Origin of the sequence: Bradyrhizobium jicamae, from assembly GCF_018130695.1 — a bacterium.
GTDB classification, from domain to species: Bacteria; Pseudomonadota; Alphaproteobacteria; order Rhizobiales; family Xanthobacteraceae; genus Bradyrhizobium; species Bradyrhizobium jicamae_B.
This window is the reverse complement of sequence record NZ_JAFCJX010000002.1, coordinates 438,276-457,026: the sequence shown is the minus strand read 5'-3', so window position 1 is coordinate 457,026 and position 18,751 is coordinate 438,276. Positions and strand designations below refer to the sequence as shown.

Sequence of the window (18,751 nt, the reverse complement as noted above, 5' to 3'; positions counted from 1 at the left end):
GGTAAAATTGACGCGGGCAGCTTAAAATTTGGTGCGCAATGCCGTGATCGGGAACTGCAGGGTGCGGTTCCGTAGCTCCACAGCCGACAAAGGTAAAGTTGCGTTAACTTTCGCGGCGCAAGTTGAGGCTAATCAAGCTCACACGGGACCCCGTGCCATGACGATGACAGTGGAGAAACGACGCAACGCCCGGCATCGCGTCTTGAAGGGCGGCACCATCGAGTTCGGCGGCGCCGCGATCGATTGCACGATCCGCAACCTCTCGCCATCAGGCGCGGCGATCGAGGTCGAGAACCAGACGGGCATCCCCGACCATTTCACGTTGGTGGTGCCCGGCGATGGGCTGCACATGCCCTGTCATGTCGCCTGGCGCAGGGCGTTACGGCTCGGCCTGACCTTCGATTAAGAAAAAGCCTCTCCCCGCGGAGCGGAGAGAGGCGATGTCGTTCGACTCGAATCTGATGTCGCGAGCAGACCTTAGTTCTTGCTCTTGACCAGCGCGCCGTTCTTGATCATCGAGATCGCGCTTGCGCGATCTCGCCACCTCAAGCGTGGATCAAGCCCTAGTTCTTGGACTTGTCGACCAGCGCGCCCTTCTTGATCCACGGCATCATGTCGCGCAGCTTCGCGCCGACTTCCTCGATCGGGTGCTGGGCGAGCTTGGCGCGGGTTGCCTTGAACGAGGTCTGGTTGACCTTGTTCTCCAGCATCCAGTCGCGGGCGAACTTGCCGCCCTGGATGTCGGCCAGAACGCGCTTCATCTCGGCCTTGGTCTCCGCGGTCACGATGCGCGGGCCGGTGACGTACTCGCCGTACTCCGCGGTGTTGGAGATCGAGTAGTTCATGTTGGCGATGCCGCCTTCATAGATCAGGTCGACGATCAGCTTCACTTCGTGCAGGCACTCGAAATAGGCCATCTCCGGCGCGTAGCCGGCTTCGACCAGCGTCTCGTAGCCGCCCTTGATCAGCTCGACCAGGCCGCCGCAGAGCACGACCTGCTCGCCGAACAGGTCGGTCTCGCACTCTTCCTTGAAGGTGGTCTCGATGATGCCGGCGCGGCCGCCGCCGATCGCGGAAGCGTAGGACAGGCCGAGGTCATGGGCGTTGCCCGAGACGTCCTTGGCGATCGCGATCAGGCAGGGCACGCCGCCGCCGCGCTGATACTCCGAGCGCACGGTGTGGCCGGGGCCCTTCGGCGCGATCATCAGCACGTCGAGGTCGGCGCGCGGATCGAGCAGGTTGAAGTGGACGTTGAGGCCGTGGGCGAACACGAGCGCCGCGCCCTTCTTCATGTTGTCGTGCAGGTGCTCGCGGTAGATGTCGCCCTGCAGCTCGTCCGGGGTCAGCATCATCACGAGGTCGGCCCATTTGGCGGCCTCGGCGACTTCGAGCACCTTGAAGCCGGCAGCTTCGGCCTTCTTGGCCGAGGCCGAGCCCTTGCGCAGCGCAATGGCGACGTCCTTGACGCCGGAATCCTTCAGGTTGAGCGCGTGGGCGTGGCCCTGGCTGCCATAGCCGACGATGGCGACCTTCTTTCCCTTGATCAGGTTCAGGTCGGCATCGCGATCGTAGTAAACTCGCATCGTGGTTTCCTCGTTTCAAAAAAGGGAGGCCGAAATCGGCCGATGGATCAGGCTTTCGGATGGATCAAAACCGCCGGGCGCCCGCGAATTTCCGGCGTTGTCTAGAGCTTTTTCTCCTCAGGGGAAACCCCGTTCTCGCATGGCGCGGTGCGGCATTCATGCGTCCATGAAGACGGGGTAGAGGGAGGCCAAAAGCAGGATGGCCATCAGGATGTTGAAGCCCCGGACCAGCCGCTCCGAGGTCAGGACCGGCCGCAGCGCCGTGCCGAACAGGGCCCAGACCACGGTCGACACGGTGCCGACCAGCAGGCTGATCACGGTCTGGATCGCAATGTTGACCGGAAACTGGGCAATCGCGGCATAGGCGGTGATGGTGCCGATCACGATCACCCAGCCCTTGGCATTGATCCACTGGAACATGGCCGCGCCCCAGAAGGTCATCGGGCCGCCGGCCTTGTCCTCGCCGGGCTTGGTCGGGCCGGACATGGCGATCACGGCCGCAAGATAGATCAGGTAGGCCGCGCCGGCATATTTCAGGATGGTCTGCAGGATCGGATAGGCCAGGAACACGGTCCCCAGTCCGAGCCCGACCGCGGCGACCATGAAGGCAAAGCCGATGACGATGCCGGCGATGTGCGGGATGGTGCGCCGGAAGCCATAGGTCAGGCCCGACGCCAGCAGCATGATGTTGTTCGGCCCGGGGGTGAAGTACATCACCACCATGAAGGCGAGGAAGGCATAGAAGAGCGAGGTGGTCATCGTCTCCTCACGCGGTCTTCGGCAGCGCTTGCGGGCGCTTCGACAACAGCATCACGGCGATGCCGCCGATCACGGTGATCATGCCGGCGAGCCTCAAGGGTCCGAACCGCTCGCCGAACACGACGCTGGATGCCGCCGACCCCACGAACGGCACCAGCAGCGCGAACGGCACCACCTGCGCCGCCGGATAATCCCGCAGCAGCCGGCCCCACAGCCAGTAGGCGATGCTGGTCGAGATCGCGCCGATCACGATCAGCGAGATGATGACGGGCACCGACATATGCGTCAGCGCCTGCCACATCGGCTGCGCGCCGATCGTGACGAAGGAGAGCGCGAACAGCGGGATCGCCGCGCACAGGCACAGCCAGGCGAACAGGTCGAACATCCGCGCGCCCTGCGCCGGGCGCAGCAGCAAATTGCCGACCGCAAACGAGATCGGTGAGATCATCAGGATCGCGAACGCCGTGACGGAGAAATCGTAGCCGACAGTGCCGCAGATCATCAAAAGCCCGATCGCCGAGATCGCGATGCCGATCGCCTGCATCCGCGACGGCACCTCAGCGAATACCAACGCAGCGAGGCCGATCGTGAACAGCGCCTGGCTCTGCACGATGACGCTGGTGAGCCCGACCGGCACGCCATGGGCGATGGCAATCGACTGCGCCAGGAACTGGCCGAGGAACAGCGTGAAGCTGATGGCGATCAGCAAGCCCCACGACACCTGCTTCGGCTTGCGCACGACGAGGCACGGGATCGCGGCAATGCCGAAGCGCATCGCGGTCATCAGTTCCGGCGGCAGTTCGTCGAGCGCGATCCGGCTTGCCACGAACGCAAGTCCCCAGATCACCGCGACCATCACGGCAATACCAACGTCGGCCGGCTTCATCGTCCTGGCTTCTTTCGTTGTTGCTCTTGTTCTGGCCTAGCTCTGCTGGTCCGGCGTCGGCTTGCGCAGCAGATAGGTGCCGTGCAGCGGCGCATGATAGTCGGCCGAGACCAGCGTGAAACCGACCTCGGTCAGCATCCGCTCCATCACCCAGCCGAAGGTCGAGTATTCGTCGCGCATGTGGGTCATCACGCTGTCGCGCTCGAAATCGTGGTTCTTGATCGAGAAATCGGCCCAGCCCTCGACGTCGCGATCGACGCCGTCGGGCATGCTGACGAACACCATGTCGCGCAGATAGAAGTTGGCGCCGGGCTTCAGCGCGTTGAAGATCCGCGACATCGCCACCGCCTTCCAGAAGTCGGGCAGATGGTGCAGCGTGAACTCGCTGACGATCAGGTCGTATGAATTCGGCTGGTAGGCGAACGACAGCAGCCCGGCCGGCTGGGTGCGGATGCGGGCCTTGCGGTCGCGGGCGTAAATGTCGGCGAGGCCGAGCATCGCCGGCGAGATGTCGATGGCGTCGACCTCGGCCCCCATCAGCGCGGCTTCGGTGGCGAGCACGCCGTTGCCGCAACCGATATCGGCGACACGCCAGCCCGGCTTGACGCCGAGCATGGTCAGCGCCTGACGGGCGCGGGCGTCGCTGTCATCGTGGCGGTCATAGATCGAGGCGACCGCGGTATCGAGGCCCATCCGCCGTCGTTGCGTGTAGTACCAGTCGCGCGCCAACATGACTCACATCCCTTCCGGCCCACGCGTGATCGCGGCCACCCCGGTTCGTGACACCTCGACCAGCCCCAGCGGGCGCATCAGGTCGATGAATTGGTTGATCTTCGACGTATTGCCCGTGATCTCGAACACGAAGCTCTCGGTGGTGGCGTCGATCACCCGGGCGCGGAATGCATCGGCCAGCCGCAGCGCCTCGACGCGGTGCTCGCCGCCGCCCTTCACCTTCACCATCGCGAGCTCCCGCTCGATCGAGCGTCCGGTCAAGGTCATGTCGACGACGCGATAGACCGGCACCATGCGGTCGAGCTGATGCTTGATCTGCTGGATCACCATCGGCGTGCCCGTGGTGACGATGGTGATGCGCGAGAGGTGCTTCTGGCTCTCGGTCTCCGACACCGTGAGACTGTCGATGTTGTAGCCGCGGCCGGAGAACAGGCCGATGACGCGCGCGAGCACGCCGGGCTCGTTCTGCACGAGCACGGACAGCGTGTGCGTCTCGTTCGGATCGTGACGTTCTTCCAGGAAATAGGCCGATGCGGGCTGGTTCATTGTCGTCCCCTTACATTCGTCTCATCACGCCACCGCCGCCTGGGCGGCTCGCGCGGTGTCCGTTCCGACCCATGTGCGGAACAGATCGAAATCGATATTGCCGCCGCTCAGGATCAGCCCGACCCGCTTGCCGGCGAGCTTTGGCTTGTCCTGCAGCGCGGCCGCGAGCGCCGCAGCGCCGGCGCCTTCAGCGAGGTTGTGGGTGTCGGTCCAATAGGCGCGGATCGCGGCGCCGACCTCGTCATCGGTGACCTGCACGATGCGTGCGGCACGTTCACGGATCAGCGCAAACGCATCCGCATCGGGAATGCGCGTCGCCATACCATCGGCGTTCGTGTTGCTGGTCTCGGTGGTGACGATCCTGCCGGCCGCGAACGACAGTGCGTAGGACGGCGCTTCGCTCGACTGCACGCCGACGATCTCGGTCTTCAGGCCCAGCAGATCGCGCGCCATGATGCAGCCACAGATGCCGGAGCCCTGCCCGATCGGCACATAAAGCACGTCAAGATCGGGCGTTGATCGAAACAGCTCGAGCGCGTAGGTCGCAACGCCGAGCACGAGATCGGGATGGAACGACGGCACCATGTGCAGACCGGTGAACTGCGCACGACGCTCGGCCTCCTCGCGCGCGGCCTGGAAGTCGTCACCGTGCTCGACCAGCTCGGCGCCGAATGCGGCCATCGCGCGGTTCTTCTCGACCGAGTTGCCGCGCGGCACGTAGATCACCGCGGGCACGCCGTGACGGCTGGCGGCGAAGGCGAGGCTCTGGCCGTGATTGCCCCGCGTCGCCGAGATGATGCCGGGGACGTCGGGACGCTCGCGCTTCAACTTCTCCAGATAGACCAGCCCGCCGCGCACCTTGAAGGCGCCGATCGGCGTGTGGTTCTCATGCTTGACCACGACATGCGTGCCGAGCCGCTCGGCCAGCAGCGGCCAGGCATGCGCCGGCGTCGGCGGCACCTCAGTGCCGACGATTCTGTGTGCGCGCTCGAGCTCGTTGAGGTCAAACATCGGATGCAAGCTCCATCCACGCGTTCGCGCGGTCCCCTCGCCCCGCTTGCGGGGAGAGGGTTAGGGTGAGGGGGAGCCTCCGCGAGGACGGTGAGCGACGGACTCGCGGAGACTCCCCCTCACCCGGATTGCGCTCGCGCGCAATCCGGCCTCTCCCCGCAAGCGGGGCGAGGCGAAGGAAGAGCGCTTGTCGCGGATTCAGCATCATCACACCAGCGCCTTGCCGCCGGCGAAAGCGGTGGCCGTGGCCTCGTCATTCGCCTCTTCCGGCAGCAGCATCTCGTTGTGCGCCTTGCCCGACGGGATCATCGGGAAGCAGTTTTCCAGCGCGGCGACGCGGCAATCGAACAGCACCGGCTTCCTGACCTTGATCATCTCCTTGATCGCGCCGTCGAGATCGCCGGGCTTGATCGCCTGGATGCCGACGGCACCATAGGCGTCCGCGAGCTTGACGAAGTCGGGCAATGCTTCCGAATAGGAATGCGACAGGCGGTTGCCGTGCAGCAGTTGCTGCCACTGCCGCACCATGCCCATGTACTGGTTGTTCAGGATGAAGATCTTGATCGGCAGCTCGTACTGCACGGCCGTCGACATCTCCTGCATCGTCATCTGCACCGAGGCATCGCCGGCGATGTCGATGACGAGGCTGTCCGGGTGCGCGACCTGGACGCCGAGCGCGGCCGGCAGGCCGTAGCCCATGGTGCCGAGACCGCCCGAGGTCATCCAGCGATGCGGCTCCTCGAAGCCGAAGAACTGCGCGGCCCACATCTGGTGCTGGCCGACCTCGGTCGTGATGTAGGTGTCCTTGCCGCGCGTCAGCTCGAACAGGCGCTGGATGGCGTATTGCGGCAGGATGATATCGTTGTTCTTGCGGTAGGACAGCGAGTTGCGCGCACGCCATTGCGCGATCTGCTGCCACCACGCCTTGATATCCGGCTTCTTCGTCTCCGCCTTGAACACCTGCAGGAGGTCGCCGAGCACGTTGCCGCAATCGCCGATGATCGGCACGTCGACGCGGATGTTCTTGTTGATCGAGGACGGATCGATGTCGATGTGGATCTTCTTCGAGCCCGGCGAGAACGCATCGGTGCGGCCGGTGATGCGGTCGTCGAAGCGTGCGCCGACGCACAGCATGACGTCGCAATCATGCATGGTCATGTTGGCTTCGTAGGTGCCGTGCATGCCGAGCATGCCGAGCCAGTTCTTGCCGGTGGCCGGATAGGCGCCGAGCCCCATCAGGGTCGAGGTGATCGGAAAGCCGGTGACCTCGACCAGCTCGCGCAGCAGTTTCGACGCCTCGGGACCGGAATTGATCACGCCGCCGCCGGAATAGATCACCGGCCGCTTGGCACTCGCGAGCATCGCCACCGCCTTGCGGATCTGCGCCGCATCGCCCTTCACGCGCGGCGTGTAGGACACGTGGACGTCGGACTTGCGCGGCGGATGATAGGTGCCGGTGGCGAACTGCACGTCCTTCGGCACGTCGACCACGACCGGGCCGGGGCGGCCGGAGGTCGCGACGTAGAACGCCTCGTGCAGCACCTTGGCGAGATCGTTGACGTCGCGCACCAGCCAATTGTGCTTGGTGCAGGGCCGCGTGATGCCGACCGTGTCGCATTCCTGGAACGCGTCGTTGCCGATCAAATGAGTAGGAACTTGTCCGGTGATGCAGACCAGCGGGATCGAATCCATCAGCGCGTCCGCCAGCGGCGTCACCATGTTGGTAGCGCCGGGACCAGAGGTCACCAGCACGACGCCCGGCTTGCCGGTCGAGCGGGCATAGCCTTCGGCGGCGTGGCCGGCGCCCTGCTCGTGGCGGACCAGGATGTGCTCGACCTCGCTCTGCTGGAAGATCTCGTCATAGATCGGAAGCACGGCACCGCCGGGGTAGCCGAAGAGGTGCTGGACGCCATGATCGATGAGCGCGCGCACGATCATCGCGGCGCCGGTCATCTGATTGGGGTCGTGGCTCTTGTCGCTCATGATCTCGCTCCGGATGCGCTGTTTTGCGCGGCTTTCGTTGTGTTCTGCTTCGGGAAATAAAAAAGGGCCCCAGAGGCCCCATGCACACCGCCCGAATGTGGATGGCCGCTAGCCATCCCCGGCGGTGCGCCTGGCTACGACGACGATAATAAGTTTGGCAATAATATTGCGCATGGCGCGGCTCGAACTTCCCAAAGGTTGCGCGAACATAGCGACCAAAGCCCGATTGTCAAGGCATAGCCGCAGGTTGCGCGATATTTGGAGTGTAACGGGGTTCCGGCGGTTCGGCGAGCCTTTTTGCGCGGCACGGCGCGCATGGCAGGGCTACGGCCTACAGGCCCAGCCAGCCCCGCGCCGCCTCCGGGGCGACCCATTCGAAGTCCGGGAGCTGGTGGCGGAACCAGGTGAACTGGCGCTTGGCGTAGTGGCGGGTGTCGGCGCGGCCGATTTCGGCGGCCTCCTCGCGGCTGATGTCGCCCCTGATGTGCCGGATCAGGGCCGGTACGCCGTGGGCCTTCATGGCCGGCAGCAGCGGATCGAGCCCTCGCGCGGCCAACGCAGCGACCTCGTCCAGCGCCCCGGAGGCCAGCATCACGCCGAACCGCGCATCGATCCGGGCGTAGAGTTGGTCGCGGTTGGGGGCGAGGAACAGTGCGGAGAATTGTCCCGGCGGCAGCAGCGGCGGCAGGCCCTCGCGGTGCCAGTCGGTCAGGGACCGGCCGGTCGCCTCGATTACCTCCAGCGCACGGGCGATGCGGGTGCGGTCGCGTACCTTCAGCCGTTCTGCATAAGGCGGATCGCGCTGCGCCAGTTCCGCATGCAGCGCCTCGACACCGTCGCGCTCCAGCCGCGCCCGCACCGCCTCGCGGATCGCGGGCGGGGTCTGCGGCACCGCCGACAGGCCCCGCGTCAGCGCGTTGAAATAGAGGCCGGAGCCGCCGATGAAGATCGGCAGCCGGCCCTCGGCACGCGCCTCCGCCAGCACCTTTGCCGCATCGGCCACCCAGGCACCGGCCGAGAAATTCACAGCCGCGTCGATGTGGCCATAGAGCCGGTGCCGCGCCAGCGCCTCCTCGCTCACCGTCGGCCGCGCCGTGATGATGCGCAGATCCCGATAGACCTGCATGGAATCGGTGTTGATGACGACGCCATTGCGCTTCTGCGCCAGTTCGAGCGCCAGCGCCGACTTGCCGCTGGCGGTCGGCCCTGCGATAAGCACGGCCTCTCGCAACCGGTCCGAATTCGCCTGCATGTCCCTCGTCGCCACGCTGATCTGCAACCCCGCTACCCCCGCCCTCGACACCACCATCGTCGACGGCGCGCTTGCCATCCTGCCCTCGCCCGGCCACGCGCAATGGCTGTTCAACGAGGTCGCGGTCGACATTCCCTTCGAAAGCCCGAACGCCGGCCGCGACGACGTCAAGGCGATCGAGGCCCGCCTGCGCGCGGCGCGCGGTGACCTGCCGATCGACATCGTCGTGCAACCGATCGCAACGCGACGCAAGAAGCTTTTTCTCGCCGACATGGACTCCACCATGATCGGCCAGGAGTGCATCGACGAGCTCGCCGATTTCGCCGGCCTCAAGGCCCACGTCGCGGGGATCACCGAACGCGCCATGCGCGGCGAGATCGAGTTCGAGCCGGCACTGCGCGAGCGCGTCGCGCTGTTGAAGGACATGCCGGTCGGTGTGATCGACGAAGTGCTGCAGAAGCGCATCACGCCGACGCCGGGCGGCCGGCAGCTGGTCATGACCATGCGCAAGCACGGCGCCTATACCTGCCTGATCTCGGGCGGCTTCACGCTGTTCACGGGCGCGGTGGCCGCGATGATCGGCTTCCAGGAGAACCGCGCCAACCAGTTGATCGTCGAAAACAGCAAGCTGACAGGCGAAGTCGCCGAACCGATCGTCGGCCGCGCCACCAAGCTCGCCACACTGATTGAGCTCACCGAGTCGTTCGATCTCGACGACATCGACACGCTGGTGACCGGCGACGGCGCCAACGACCTCGGCATGATCGAGGCCGCCGGACTGGGCGTCGCCTATCACGCCAAGCCCGCGGTTGCGGCCGCTGCCGCCGCGCGGATCGACCATGGCGATCTCACCGCGCTGCTGTATGCGCAGGGGTATCGGCGGGACGAGTTCGTGGAGGGGTAGCAATTTGGAAATTGACGTCGGTAACATCCGGCCGGTCTCAGTTGCCTTCACCAACACCGAGCTCGTGGTGACGCTTGCGGACGGACGCCGGATCGCAACGCCACTCGCCTGGTACCCGCGGTTGCGCGACGCCAGTCCTGCCGCCCGCGGCCATTTCGAGCTGATGGCGATGGGCATCCATTGGCCGGAGATCGACGAGGACCTCGGTATCGCCGGGATGCTGCAGGGCCGTCCGGCGACCTAATGACCTGCGAACTGCTCGGCACCATGCGCCGGGATATGATTATTGTTATCGAACACGACTTCGCGATCTCGCGGCGCAGTGCGCCCGAAGCTATGATCTGAACCTCGCCCTCGCTGGAAAGAGGGCGCAGGGAAAGCCGGGTGCACGCTGCACCCGAGGTCTCGTACGCAATGTGCACAAAAGAGTGCGCGCACGAGCATACAGGGCAGCGGAGGCATTCCGGCTTCCCCTGCGCGATGGTTTACGGCTTATACGTGCTCGCCCTGGTGAGACTCTGCTTTTGTGTCACCATCGTCAGCGACAGGCGTTAGCCTGTTCGCGGACTTGCCACCAGCATCGGGGCGGCAGGCCCACACGATTTCACCGTCCGCCTCACGCGCCCTCGTCAGTCGCGCATGCTGCGTCCACCGCATCCCACCGCGCGTTCGTGACGTGCGCACGCCCCTCTCATCGGGCGGGACGGCGCGGATTATAGGACTGATTTGGGTATGCAGTCAAGAAAAATTCGTCGTATTAGAAGTTACGAATTTCGTATCGTATTTCGCGTTGAAGGGCAATAATGTCCGCTCCTAGGATCTAGTTCCGCGCCCGGACACAGCCATTCGGTTGCCAGCGAATGCTGTTTGCCTCAGAGTGCGACGATGCGAACTATTTGGGCCGCCTTGAAGTTTGCGGGGACAATTGCTCTCATCGCAGAAGCTGTGCCCGCCTTCGGTGCTGAACAGCAACCACCCGAAGCTCAGGGTGCGGCTACCAACATGATCAGTCGACCAAAAATCGTGAACGATGCTATCGCGTTGGCCGAGCAAATCTCGATGGCACTCACGCAGTCGGGCTACAGAGCGGATTTCACCCTGGAAAGCCTCAAACACGTTGACAGGTTCTTCGAGGAGCAGGTGTCGAACGGACTGCCCAGGCCGGGAGGACTTCTGTCACAAGAATTAGGCGCACGGCTGTTTGCACTTGGTGCTTACGTTGGAGAAGTCATCCGCCGTCAGAATGGCGGCGAGTGGCAGGGCAATGACAGCGACCCTCAAGCAGAAATCAACATTGCCGTTCGCCTCAATGACGGAACAGTCTTGTGGCCTGTCCAACGTGTCATGAAGCGTTTCAAGAATGGTACCGAAGACAGCATTTGGGCATACGGCGCCACGCTGTCGCGGCAATAAGCCCTCGGCTTCACAAAGCCATCCGCCAAGCAACTCCAAAGCCATGCGAAACACGCATCCGGCCGCGCGACGCTGACAGCCTCGCGCGGTTGCCATGGGCCGCTCCCCGGTCGATGATGCGCAAAACAAGAGCCAATCGAGAGGAAGCGAATGCGCGGGCGTCGTGTGCTGATGGAATCCTTCGTGTCGCACGGCGTGCGTCATATCTTCGGCAATCCCGGCACGACGGAGACGCCGCTGCTCGACAGCCTGCCGGCGTTTCCGCAACTTCAGTACATCATGGCGCTGCATGAAGGCGTCGCGGTCAGCGCCGCGAGCTTCTACGCGCAGGCCTCGGGGCGCGTCACGGTGGCCAATCTGCACGTCGCGCCCGGCCTCGGCAACGGCATCGGGTCGCTCTACGGCGCGCTGAAGGCGGACTCGCCTGTGGTGGTGACGGCCGGCCAGCAGGACACCCGGATGCGGCTGAACAATCCGCTGCTCGGCCATGACCTCGTGGCGATGGCGGCCCCGGTGACGAAGTGGAGCGTGCAGATCGAGCGCGCCGACGAGATCGCGCCGATCATGCGGCGCGCGTTCAAGGTGGCGACCGATGCGCCGCAGGGGCCGGTGTTCGTGTCGCTGCCGATCGACGTCCTGGAACAGGAGACCGCGGTCGAGGCAGCGACGCCGGACAGGGTGTGGCGATCGACGCGGCCGGACCCGGCGGGCATCGACGCGCTAGCCGCGCTGCTGCTGAAGGCGACAAATCCGGCCATCATCGCCGGCGACGACGTGGCGCGGTCGGGCGGCGAGCAGGCGCTGGTGACGCTCGTCGAAGCGCTCGGTGCCACCGTGTGGTTCGAGGGGCTACGGCATCACGCATCGTTCCCGACCAGCCATCCGAGCTATCGGCAATCGCTGCCCGGCGACGCTCGCCAGGTGCGCAAGGCGCTCGGTGAGGCCGATCTGGTGTTGCTGATCGGCGGGCCCTTCTTCGAAGACATCTGGTTTGCGCACGGCGGCCACATCCCTGATGGCGCGGCCTTGCTGCAGATCGAGGCTTCGGCCGAGCGGCTCGCGCTCAACAACCGGCTCGATGCCGGCGTCGTCGGAGACATCGCCATCAGCATCGGTGCCTTGACGGATGAGTTGCGCGCCAAGGCGAGTGCCGACTTCAAGCAGGCTGCGCAGAACCGCAATGCGGCGCTTGCCGACTTGCAGGCGAAGGAAAAAGACGCCTATCGCGCGCGCGTCGAAAAGAGCTGGAACCGGGAGCCGAGTTCGATGCCGCGTGTCACCGCGGAGTTGCGTCGCGGCCTGCCCGACAATGTCGTCATCGTCGACGAGAGCATCACCGCGAGCCTCGATCTCGCGCGCGCCTTCGACTATCGCGGCTTCGGCGATTATTTCGGCGGCCGCGGCGGCGGCATCGGCCAGGGCCTGGCCGGCGCGATCGGCGTCAAGGTCGCGATGCCCAACCGCCCGGTCGTCGCGATCTCCGGCGACGGCTCGGCGATGTATGCGATTCCTGCGCTTTGGACGGCGGCGCACCACAAGCTTGCCATCGTGTTCGTGGTGCTGGCCAATCACGAGTACCGCATCCTCAAGCACAATGTGGATGTCTGGCGGCAGAATTTCGAAGCCGGCACCCAGCATCCCTACCAGAACATGGATATCACCGGCCCCGCGCTCGACTTCGTGCATCTCGCGGCCGGCATGGGCGTCGAGGGCGTCAGGATCGAGAAGGCAAGTGACATCGCCGGTGCCATTGCAAAGGCGGTCGCGACGGGGCGGCCGTATCTCGTCGAGATCGCAATCGAAGGCAAGCGGTAAAGGGAATTCTCATGACAGGTATCCTGGACGGCAAGGCCGCGTTGGTGACGGGCGGCGGCTCCGGCATCGGCCGGGCCACGGCGATCGCCATGGCACGCGAAGGCGCGCGCGTCGCGGTGTCGGATCTGTCAAAGGACGGCATCGACGAGACGGTCGCGCTCATCAACGCCGCCGGCGGGCAGTCGATCGCGATCCAGGGCGACGTCACTGACGAGGCTGACGTCACCAACATGGTGGCGCGCACGGTGTCGGCGTTCGGACGCATCGACTGCGCGTTCAACAATGCCGGCATCGCCGGCCGCTCTGTCGGCCCGCCCGGCCAACGCACCCATGAGCTCACGCAGGCAAGCGTCGCGAAAATGTTCTCGGTGAATCTGATGGGCGTGTTCCTGTGCCTGAAATACGAGATCGCCGAGATGCTGAAGCAGGGCGGCGGCGGCGCGATCGTCAACACCGCCTCGATTGCTGGCCTGATCGGCCTCGCCACCTCAGCCCACTATGTCGCGACCAAGCACGGCGTCGTCGGTCTGACCAAGAGTGCAGCGATCGAGTATGCGCAGGACGGCATCCGCGTGAACTGCGTCAATCCCGGCTACATCAAGACGCCGATGACCAGGGAAACGATGGACGAACGCTACGACGAGATCATCGCCAAGGTTCCGGTCCGTCGCCTCGGCGTGCCCGAGGAAATCGCGGAGGCCGTGGTCTGGATGTGCTCGGACAAGGCCTCCTTCATGACCGGCGCATCGCACGTGGTCGATGGCGGATACAGCGCGGCCTGAGACCGGGAGCAAAGGCAGTCTCCGAAAGGCGGCTGCATCGGCAAGTCCGCTGACCGCAGCCTTGAAGACAGACGACAGCCAAGTGTTTGGTCAGACATCATTGTTGCGATCTCACCGCGCCAAAGTGCGCGTTCTGCGGAGACCGGGTTCCACGTCCGGTTGCAAAGGTGGCAACAACATAAAGCGAATATTCCCTGCAATTCCGAGGTACCCACCAGTTCCGATTGCCCGATTTGGAGGGAGGCGCGCCTAATGTCGCGACCAGCGATCGCACTTGGCCTTGTCCAACGACACGGCCGACAGGGGCTATCCGTGATGAATTTGCTCCCAGAAATCGCTGAGTCGCTTGGCGCCAACACAATCTCACCCGCCTCCCGGGGTGCAGAGTTCCACGCACAATTCACGCTGGGCCAGGTCATTGGTCGGACGGCGAGCCGGTTCCCGAACCAGCCTGCGATCGTCTCAACGACGTTTGCGCCGCTGACCTATGGCGGTCTTCAGCGCCATTTGGACAACGTCCGTGCGCAACTGCGTGTAGGCGGGTTCGATTGCAACGCCCGGATCGGGGTGCTGATGCCGTATGGTCCGGAGGCGGTTCTCGCCATCGTGGCCGTCGCCTGCTGCAGCGTCGCGGTTCCGCTTGATCCGCGGCTGTCTCCGGCGGAGATCAATCAGCGCCTTGACCTGCTGGGCCTGAACGCGCTTCTCGTCCCGCACGGCAGCGATTCCGAAGTCTTGCAAGCCGCCGAGCGGCGCGGGATCGCCGTCATCGAGGCCGTTCCGGTCGGACCCGGCCAGCTTGGATTCAACGCCGCCATGCGCACCGCGGCCTCCGCTGCGATCGACGCTGAACCTGATCCCGACTCGCCCGCCTTCATCCTGCAGACGTCAGGCACAACCGCGCAGCCGAAGCTCATTCCGTTCAGCCACGGCAACATGCTGGCGGCGTCCGCCCGTGTTCAGGGCTGGTTCGGCCTCACGCCCCAGGACCGCTGCCTCAGCGTATCGCCCCCATTTTATTCCCATGGGCTCAAAGTCACGATCTTCACGCCGCTCCTGACCGGCGGCAGCATTGCCGTGCCGGCGAGCAACACCATCGTGGCGCTGGACGAGTGGTTCGATGTGCTTCGGCCGACCTGGTATTCGGCGGGGCCCGCGCTCCACGCCGCCGTGCTGGACAAGGCCGAAAGTCTCGAGGATGCGCAGGCGGCGCACACCTTGCGGTTCGTCGTATCGGGCGGCGCGCCGTTGCCGAACGCCGTCCAGGATGGTCTGCAGCGCATTTTGGGCGTGCCCGTGCTGGAACATTACGGATCCAGCGAAGCCGCGCAGATCGTCACCAATTTGCCGCCGCCCGGCCCGTGCAAGCCAGGAACCTGCGGCCAGGCCTGGCCCGGGACCCTGGCCATCGTCGGTGAGGACAGGCACCTGTTGTCGGCCGGCGAGCGCGGTGAAATCTGGATTCGTGGCCCGACCGTGTTCTCCGGCTATCTCGATGCGCCGGAACTCAATCAAGCGGCGTTCGTCGACGGCTGGTTCCGCACCGGCGATATCGGCAGCCTCGACGAAGAGGGTTTTCTCACGCTGCATGGTCGCCTCAGCGAATTGATCAATCGCGGCGGCGACAAGATTGCCCCCGCGGAGATCGAAGCCGCGCTGCTGCGCCATCCGGCCGTCGCCGAGGCTGCCGCCTTTGCAATCTCGCATCCACGTCTTGGCGAGGACGTCGCGGCCGCGGTCATTGTCCGTCCCGGCGCGCAGACGACGCCTCGGGAGATTCGGGAGTTCCTGCAGCGTCAGTTGGCATCCTTCAAGATTCCGCGGCGCATCGTGATGCTCGACCAGTTGCCAAAGGGCGTGACGGGAAAAGTTCAACGCCGGCGACTGCGCGAATCGTTCGACGGATCGCCGGATCGCCAGGGGACGGCCGCGCCTGTCGTGCGCAAGAGCCCGCTGGACCTGGAAGGCGAACTGCTGACGCTGTGGCGGAGGCTGCTCAAGTCCGAAGCCGTGACGGTCGACGATGATTTCTTTGTAAGCGGAGGTGACTCGCTGCTCGCCATGGAGATGCTGATCGAGCTCGAACAGCTCGTCGGCCACGCCGTGCCGGAGACGATCCTGTTCGGCGCGGAAACCATCCGGCAACTCGTCGAGAAGATCGACACCCACATCGACGTGCAGGCGACGCCGACGCCGTTCCTCCAGCTTCACGCCGGCGGCCATCGGCCTCCCCTGTACTTCTTCAATGGAAGCCTGATCAGCGGCCACGCGAGCGTGCGGCGGATGGTCGAGCTTCTCGGTCCCGATTACCCGATCATCTCCATCAATCCACACGGGCTCCGTGGAGAGCCGATCCCGCCATCGATCGAGGAAATGGCCGCCGATCGCCTCTCGTTCATCCTGGAACGGCAGGCCAGCGGCCCCTTCCTTCTCGGCGGCAAATGCAACGGGGCCATGGTCGCGTTCGAAACCGCCCGCCAGCTCATGGCCGCCGGACACGAGGTCGGTCTGGTTGCGATGGTGGACCCGCCGACCGTCAACGCCCGTCCGCTGACCAGGACGATCGTCCGTCTCCTGAAACCGGTGACTTCGCCCTACTTCCTGCGCGCGGTGTTTGAACGAATGGCGCAGTGGGAGCGGGAGTCCAAGCATGCGACCAGCGCGCCGATTGTGATGGCCGGCGAGATTCCGCAGCCGATGTGGGACCCTTACTCAATCCTGATGTCGCGCTATTTTCCTGCGCCGCTCGAGGTCCCCGTGGTTTTCTACGCGGCCGAACATGAGGGTCATGGATGGCGGCGCCTCAGCTCTCAACTGGACGTCGTCCAGCTTCCCTGGGGACACCATGGCTGCCTGACAATCGGCGCGGAATGCATGGTTGACCATCTGCGGCAACGAATCGACGCCTTGGCTGACAGCGCCCCCGCGGCCGTCGAACCGCCCGCGTCGCCGATTTCTTTCTCACGGGAAACAAATCGGCGGACCGAAGAGAGGCGAAGCTTGAGCCGGACATCGCGACGGCTTCGCCGCTGACGGTGCAATCGGATATCGCGCAGACTTCCTGGGACGCCTAGCGCGGGAATTGCTGGCATGCCAATGTGGCGCCGTGCCAAACCCGCAGGAGGTCAGCATGCGAACGACAACAACGAACATCGTGGGAGCACTTTGCGCCATCGCCATGATCGCGAGCGCACACGCGGCGGTCAAGGAAGAGCCGGTCACCTACACCGACGGCGAGACCACGATGAAGGGCTTCGTGGTCTACGACGACGCGATCCAGGCCAAGCGGCCCGGCATCGTGATGGTGCACGAATGGTGGGGCATCACCCCGCATATCCATAACGAGGCGAAGAAGTTCGCCGAGCAGGGCTACACGGCCTTCATTGCCGACATGTATGGCGACGCCAAGACCGCCGACAACCCGAAGGACGCCGGCGCGCTGTCGGGCGGCGTGATGAAGAGCCCGAAGGTGATGGAGCAGCGCTTCAACGCCGCGCGCGAGAAGCTCGCAAAGCAGGCCTCGGTCAATCCGCAGAAGATCGGCGCGGTCGGCTACTGCTTCGGCGGCGCCGTGGTGCTGAACATGGCGCGCACCGGGGCCGATCTCGCCGCCGTTGCGGGCTTCCACGCCTCGCTCGGTCTCAACACGCCCGCGCCGGCACCTGGAACCGTCAAGGCGAAGATCCTGATCCTGAACGGCGCGGACGACCCGTTCGTCAAGCGCGAGCAGTACGATGCGCTGAAGAAGGACTTCGATGCCGCCAAGGCCGATTACCGGATCGTCGAGTATCCCGGCGCAGTGCACGCCTTCACCAACCCCGAAGCCACCGAAGCCGGCAAGAAGTTCAACCTGCCGCTCGCCTACAACGCGAAGGCGGATCAGGAAGCCAAGGCAGAAGCCGCCAAGCTGTTCGCGGCGAACCTGAAGCAGTAAGCAAAAAGGCCACCCGCAAGGTGGCCTTTTTCATCCGTGGCGCGTGATCTTCGCGTTACCCGCTGGGCGACCGAGGATTGACTGGAAATATTTTCAACTATTGATTGTCCATGGCGCTCAAAGGGGGAGATCATGATCAAGCGTCTTGCAATCGGTGCATTCCTTTTGATCGCAGCTCAGAGCCAGCCGATCGTGGCAAATGCAGCGTCATCGGATATGTCGGCATCCGCTTCGAAGGGGCAGATGGTTTGCGATAGCAGAGGCTGTCGGCAAATTCGGAAAGGATGCCACCTGGAATACCGGCTCGGCATCAAGGGAGGCCCGGTGCCGACCGGCGGAAATGTCGAAATTTGCGGCTGAGCCCGCGTCTCCTGCGGGTCAGTCCAAAGCCGACGTCGCTGCACGCTCGGCGCGATAGCGATCAAGCAAGGTCGGCGACAACATACGGGTTGCGAGGATAGACCCCCATGACCTTCGGGACGGCGGCCTTCTGGATTGCGGGCGCGGCTGGATTGGTGATCGCCTATCTCCTCGGCTCGATCCCCACGGGCTATCTGGCGGGCAAGCTCCTCAGGGGCATCGACATCAGGGAGCATGGCTCCAGATCCACCGGCGCGACGAATGTGTTGCGGACGCTTGGCAAATGGCCGGCGCTGGTGGTGCTCCTCGTCGACGTGCTGAAAGGCGGGGCTGCCATCCTCGTGGCGCGCTGGTTCTGTCCCTGGCTCTATGCCGCATTATCGCCCGCGCCGCCGACAGCGTCTGACCTGCAGACCTGGGTGCCCTGGGCGGTCTGCCTCGCCGGAATTGCCGCGCTGCTGGGGCATGGCCGCTCGATCTGGTTGAACTTCACGGGCGGCAAATCCGCGGCGGCCGGGCTCGGCGTGCTGCTGGCGATGTCGTGGCCGACAGGGCTGGGTGTCGCGGCGGCGTTCGGCGTCGTGCTGGCGATCGGCCGGATGGTTTCCCTGGCCTCGATCCTCGCGGCGTTGACGGCGATCGCGCTGGTCTGCGGCTTCGAGCAGCCGTTGTCGTATCGATTGCTGGTGATCGCAGGCGGCCTCTACGTGATCCTCCGCCATCGCGCCAACATTCAACGGCTGCTCGCGGGGACGGAGCCGCGGCTCGGTCGAAGTAGTCCGCAAACATGA

General features: G+C 64.7%; 18 protein-coding genes. 10 read left to right on the top strand and 8 right to left on the bottom strand.

Features of this window, described 5'->3' with window-relative positions; genetic code table 11:
* Nucleotides 1-157: 157 nt before the first annotated feature.
* Nucleotides 158-406, top strand: a complete 249-nt coding sequence (locus JQ604_RS04910) for a PilZ domain-containing protein (protein WP_249157998.1) — start codon at nt 158-160, stop codon at nt 404-406.
* A gap of 157 nt (nt 407-563) precedes the next feature.
* Here JQ604_RS04910 and ilvC read toward each other — a convergent pair whose 3' ends face one another.
* From ilvC to miaA, 8 genes are all read right to left on the bottom strand, one after another.
* Nucleotides 564-1,583: a ketol-acid reductoisomerase gene (ilvC, locus tag JQ604_RS04905; RefSeq protein ID WP_212353758.1), complete on the bottom strand. Its 1,020-nt coding sequence runs from the start codon at nt 1,581-1,583 to the stop codon at nt 564-566.
* Between the two features lie 156 nt (nt 1,584-1,739).
* A complete protein-coding gene (locus JQ604_RS04900) occupies nt 1,740-2,342 on the bottom strand; it encodes a LysE family translocator (RefSeq protein WP_212353756.1) in 603 nt (200 codons plus the stop codon).
* Between the two features lie 7 nt (nt 2,343-2,349).
* Nucleotides 2,350-3,228, bottom strand: coding sequence for an EamA family transporter (locus JQ604_RS04895; RefSeq protein WP_212353753.1), 879 nt, complete (start codon nt 3,226-3,228; stop codon nt 2,350-2,352).
* A gap of 36 nt (nt 3,229-3,264) precedes the next feature.
* On the bottom strand, nt 3,265-3,960 hold the full coding sequence (locus JQ604_RS04890) for a class I SAM-dependent methyltransferase (protein ID WP_212353751.1): 696 nt from the start codon (nt 3,958-3,960) through the stop codon (nt 3,265-3,267).
* Nucleotides 3,961-3,963: 3 nt separating this feature from the next.
* Nucleotides 3,964-4,506 (bottom strand): acetolactate synthase small subunit, encoded by a 543-nt coding sequence (gene ilvN / locus JQ604_RS04885; protein WP_212353749.1) that lies wholly within the window; start codon nt 4,504-4,506, stop codon nt 3,964-3,966.
* Nucleotides 4,507-4,530: 24 nt separating this feature from the next.
* The gene (locus JQ604_RS04880; protein WP_212353739.1) at nt 4,531-5,517 is read right to left on the bottom strand and encodes a threonine dehydratase; all 987 of its coding nucleotides are present in this window, start codon (nt 5,515-5,517) and stop codon (nt 4,531-4,533) included.
* Nucleotides 5,518-5,724: 207 nt separating this feature from the next.
* A complete protein-coding gene (locus JQ604_RS04875) occupies nt 5,725-7,500 on the bottom strand; it encodes an acetolactate synthase 3 large subunit (RefSeq protein ID WP_212353737.1) in 1,776 nt (591 codons plus the stop codon).
* A gap of 331 nt (nt 7,501-7,831) precedes the next feature.
* Nucleotides 7,832-8,752 (bottom strand): tRNA (adenosine(37)-N6)-dimethylallyltransferase MiaA, encoded by a 921-nt coding sequence (gene miaA / locus JQ604_RS04870; protein WP_212353735.1) that lies wholly within the window; start codon nt 8,750-8,752, stop codon nt 7,832-7,834.
* Between miaA and serB the strand changes: the two genes are divergently transcribed.
* From serB to plsY, 9 genes are all read left to right on the top strand, one after another.
* Complete coding sequence (serB, locus tag JQ604_RS04865) at nt 8,751-9,656, top strand: phosphoserine phosphatase SerB (RefSeq protein WP_212353733.1); 906 nt, start codon at nt 8,751-8,753, stop codon at nt 9,654-9,656. The two genes, miaA and serB, sit on opposite strands and share 2 nt — an antisense overlap.
* Before the next feature lie 4 nt (nt 9,657-9,660).
* A complete protein-coding gene (locus tag JQ604_RS04860; protein ID WP_249157997.1) occupies nt 9,661-9,900 on the top strand; it encodes a DUF2442 domain-containing protein in 240 nt (79 codons plus the stop codon).
* A gap of 641 nt (nt 9,901-10,541) precedes the next feature.
* Nucleotides 10,542-11,069: a hypothetical protein gene (locus JQ604_RS04855; protein ID WP_212353729.1), complete on the top strand. Its 528-nt coding sequence runs from the start codon at nt 10,542-10,544 to the stop codon at nt 11,067-11,069.
* Nucleotides 11,070-11,219: 150 nt separating this feature from the next.
* Nucleotides 11,220-12,884 carry a thiamine pyrophosphate-binding protein gene (locus tag JQ604_RS04850; protein ID WP_212353726.1) on the top strand — a complete coding sequence of 555 codons (1,665 nt, stop codon included), beginning with the start codon at nt 11,220-11,222 and terminating at the stop codon, nt 12,882-12,884.
* An 11-nt stretch (nt 12,885-12,895) separates the two neighbouring features.
* A complete protein-coding gene (locus tag JQ604_RS04845; protein WP_212353724.1) occupies nt 12,896-13,666 on the top strand; it encodes an SDR family NAD(P)-dependent oxidoreductase in 771 nt (256 codons plus the stop codon).
* A 315-nt stretch (nt 13,667-13,981) separates the two neighbouring features.
* Complete coding sequence (locus JQ604_RS04840) at nt 13,982-16,699, top strand: AMP-binding protein (RefSeq protein ID WP_212353916.1); 2,718 nt, start codon at nt 13,982-13,984, stop codon at nt 16,697-16,699.
* A gap of 97 nt (nt 16,700-16,796) precedes the next feature.
* Nucleotides 16,797-17,600: a dienelactone hydrolase family protein gene (locus JQ604_RS04835; RefSeq protein WP_249157996.1), complete on the top strand. Its 804-nt coding sequence runs from the start codon at nt 16,797-16,799 to the stop codon at nt 17,598-17,600.
* A gap of 132 nt (nt 17,601-17,732) precedes the next feature.
* The gene (locus JQ604_RS04830) at nt 17,733-17,960 is read left to right on the top strand and encodes a hypothetical protein (RefSeq protein ID WP_212353721.1); all 228 of its coding nucleotides are present in this window, start codon (nt 17,733-17,735) and stop codon (nt 17,958-17,960) included.
* Nucleotides 17,961-18,067: 107 nt separating this feature from the next.
* A complete protein-coding gene (plsY, locus tag JQ604_RS04825) occupies nt 18,068-18,751 on the top strand; it encodes a glycerol-3-phosphate 1-O-acyltransferase PlsY (RefSeq protein ID WP_212353718.1) in 684 nt (227 codons plus the stop codon).

Bases quoted from the DNA above. Each gene is read 5' to 3' on its own strand.
- JQ604_RS04850 (WP_212353726.1), top strand. From the start codon at position 11,220: ATGCGCGGGCGTCGTGTGCTGATGGAATCCTTCGTGTCGCACGGCGTG.
- JQ604_RS04835 (WP_249157996.1), top strand. From the start codon at position 16,797: ATGCGAACGACAACAACGAACATCGTGGGAGCACTTTGCGCCATCGCC.
- miaA (WP_212353735.1), bottom strand. From the start codon at position 8,752: ATGCAGGCGAATTCGGACCGGTTGCGAGAGGCCGTGCTTATCGCAGGG.
- ilvC (WP_212353758.1), bottom strand. From the start codon at position 1,583: ATGCGAGTTTACTACGATCGCGATGCCGACCTGAACCTGATCAAGGGA.
- JQ604_RS04845 (WP_212353724.1), top strand. From the start codon at position 12,896: ATGACAGGTATCCTGGACGGCAAGGCCGCGTTGGTGACGGGCGGCGGC.
- JQ604_RS04910 (WP_249157998.1), top strand. From the start codon at position 158: ATGACGATGACAGTGGAGAAACGACGCAACGCCCGGCATCGCGTCTTG.
- JQ604_RS04890 (WP_212353751.1), bottom strand. From the start codon at position 3,960: ATGTTGGCGCGCGACTGGTACTACACGCAACGACGGCGGATGGGCCTC.
- JQ604_RS04900 (WP_212353756.1), bottom strand. From the start codon at position 2,342: ATGACCACCTCGCTCTTCTATGCCTTCCTCGCCTTCATGGTGGTGATG.
- JQ604_RS04895 (WP_212353753.1), bottom strand. From the start codon at position 3,228: ATGAAGCCGGCCGACGTTGGTATTGCCGTGATGGTCGCGGTGATCTGG.
- JQ604_RS04880 (WP_212353739.1), bottom strand. From the start codon at position 5,517: ATGTTTGACCTCAACGAGCTCGAGCGCGCACACAGAATCGTCGGCACT.
- JQ604_RS04830 (WP_212353721.1), top strand. From the start codon at position 17,733: ATGATCAAGCGTCTTGCAATCGGTGCATTCCTTTTGATCGCAGCTCAG.
- plsY (WP_212353718.1), top strand. From the start codon at position 18,068: ATGACCTTCGGGACGGCGGCCTTCTGGATTGCGGGCGCGGCTGGATTG.
- JQ604_RS04875 (WP_212353737.1), bottom strand. From the start codon at position 7,500: ATGAGCGACAAGAGCCACGACCCCAATCAGATGACCGGCGCCGCGATG.
- serB (WP_212353733.1), top strand. From the start codon at position 8,751: ATGTCCCTCGTCGCCACGCTGATCTGCAACCCCGCTACCCCCGCCCTC.
- JQ604_RS04855 (WP_212353729.1), top strand. From the start codon at position 10,542: ATGCGAACTATTTGGGCCGCCTTGAAGTTTGCGGGGACAATTGCTCTC.
- ilvN (WP_212353749.1), bottom strand. From the start codon at position 4,506: ATGAACCAGCCCGCATCGGCCTATTTCCTGGAAGAACGTCACGATCCG.
- JQ604_RS04840 (WP_212353916.1), top strand. From the start codon at position 13,982: ATGAATTTGCTCCCAGAAATCGCTGAGTCGCTTGGCGCCAACACAATC.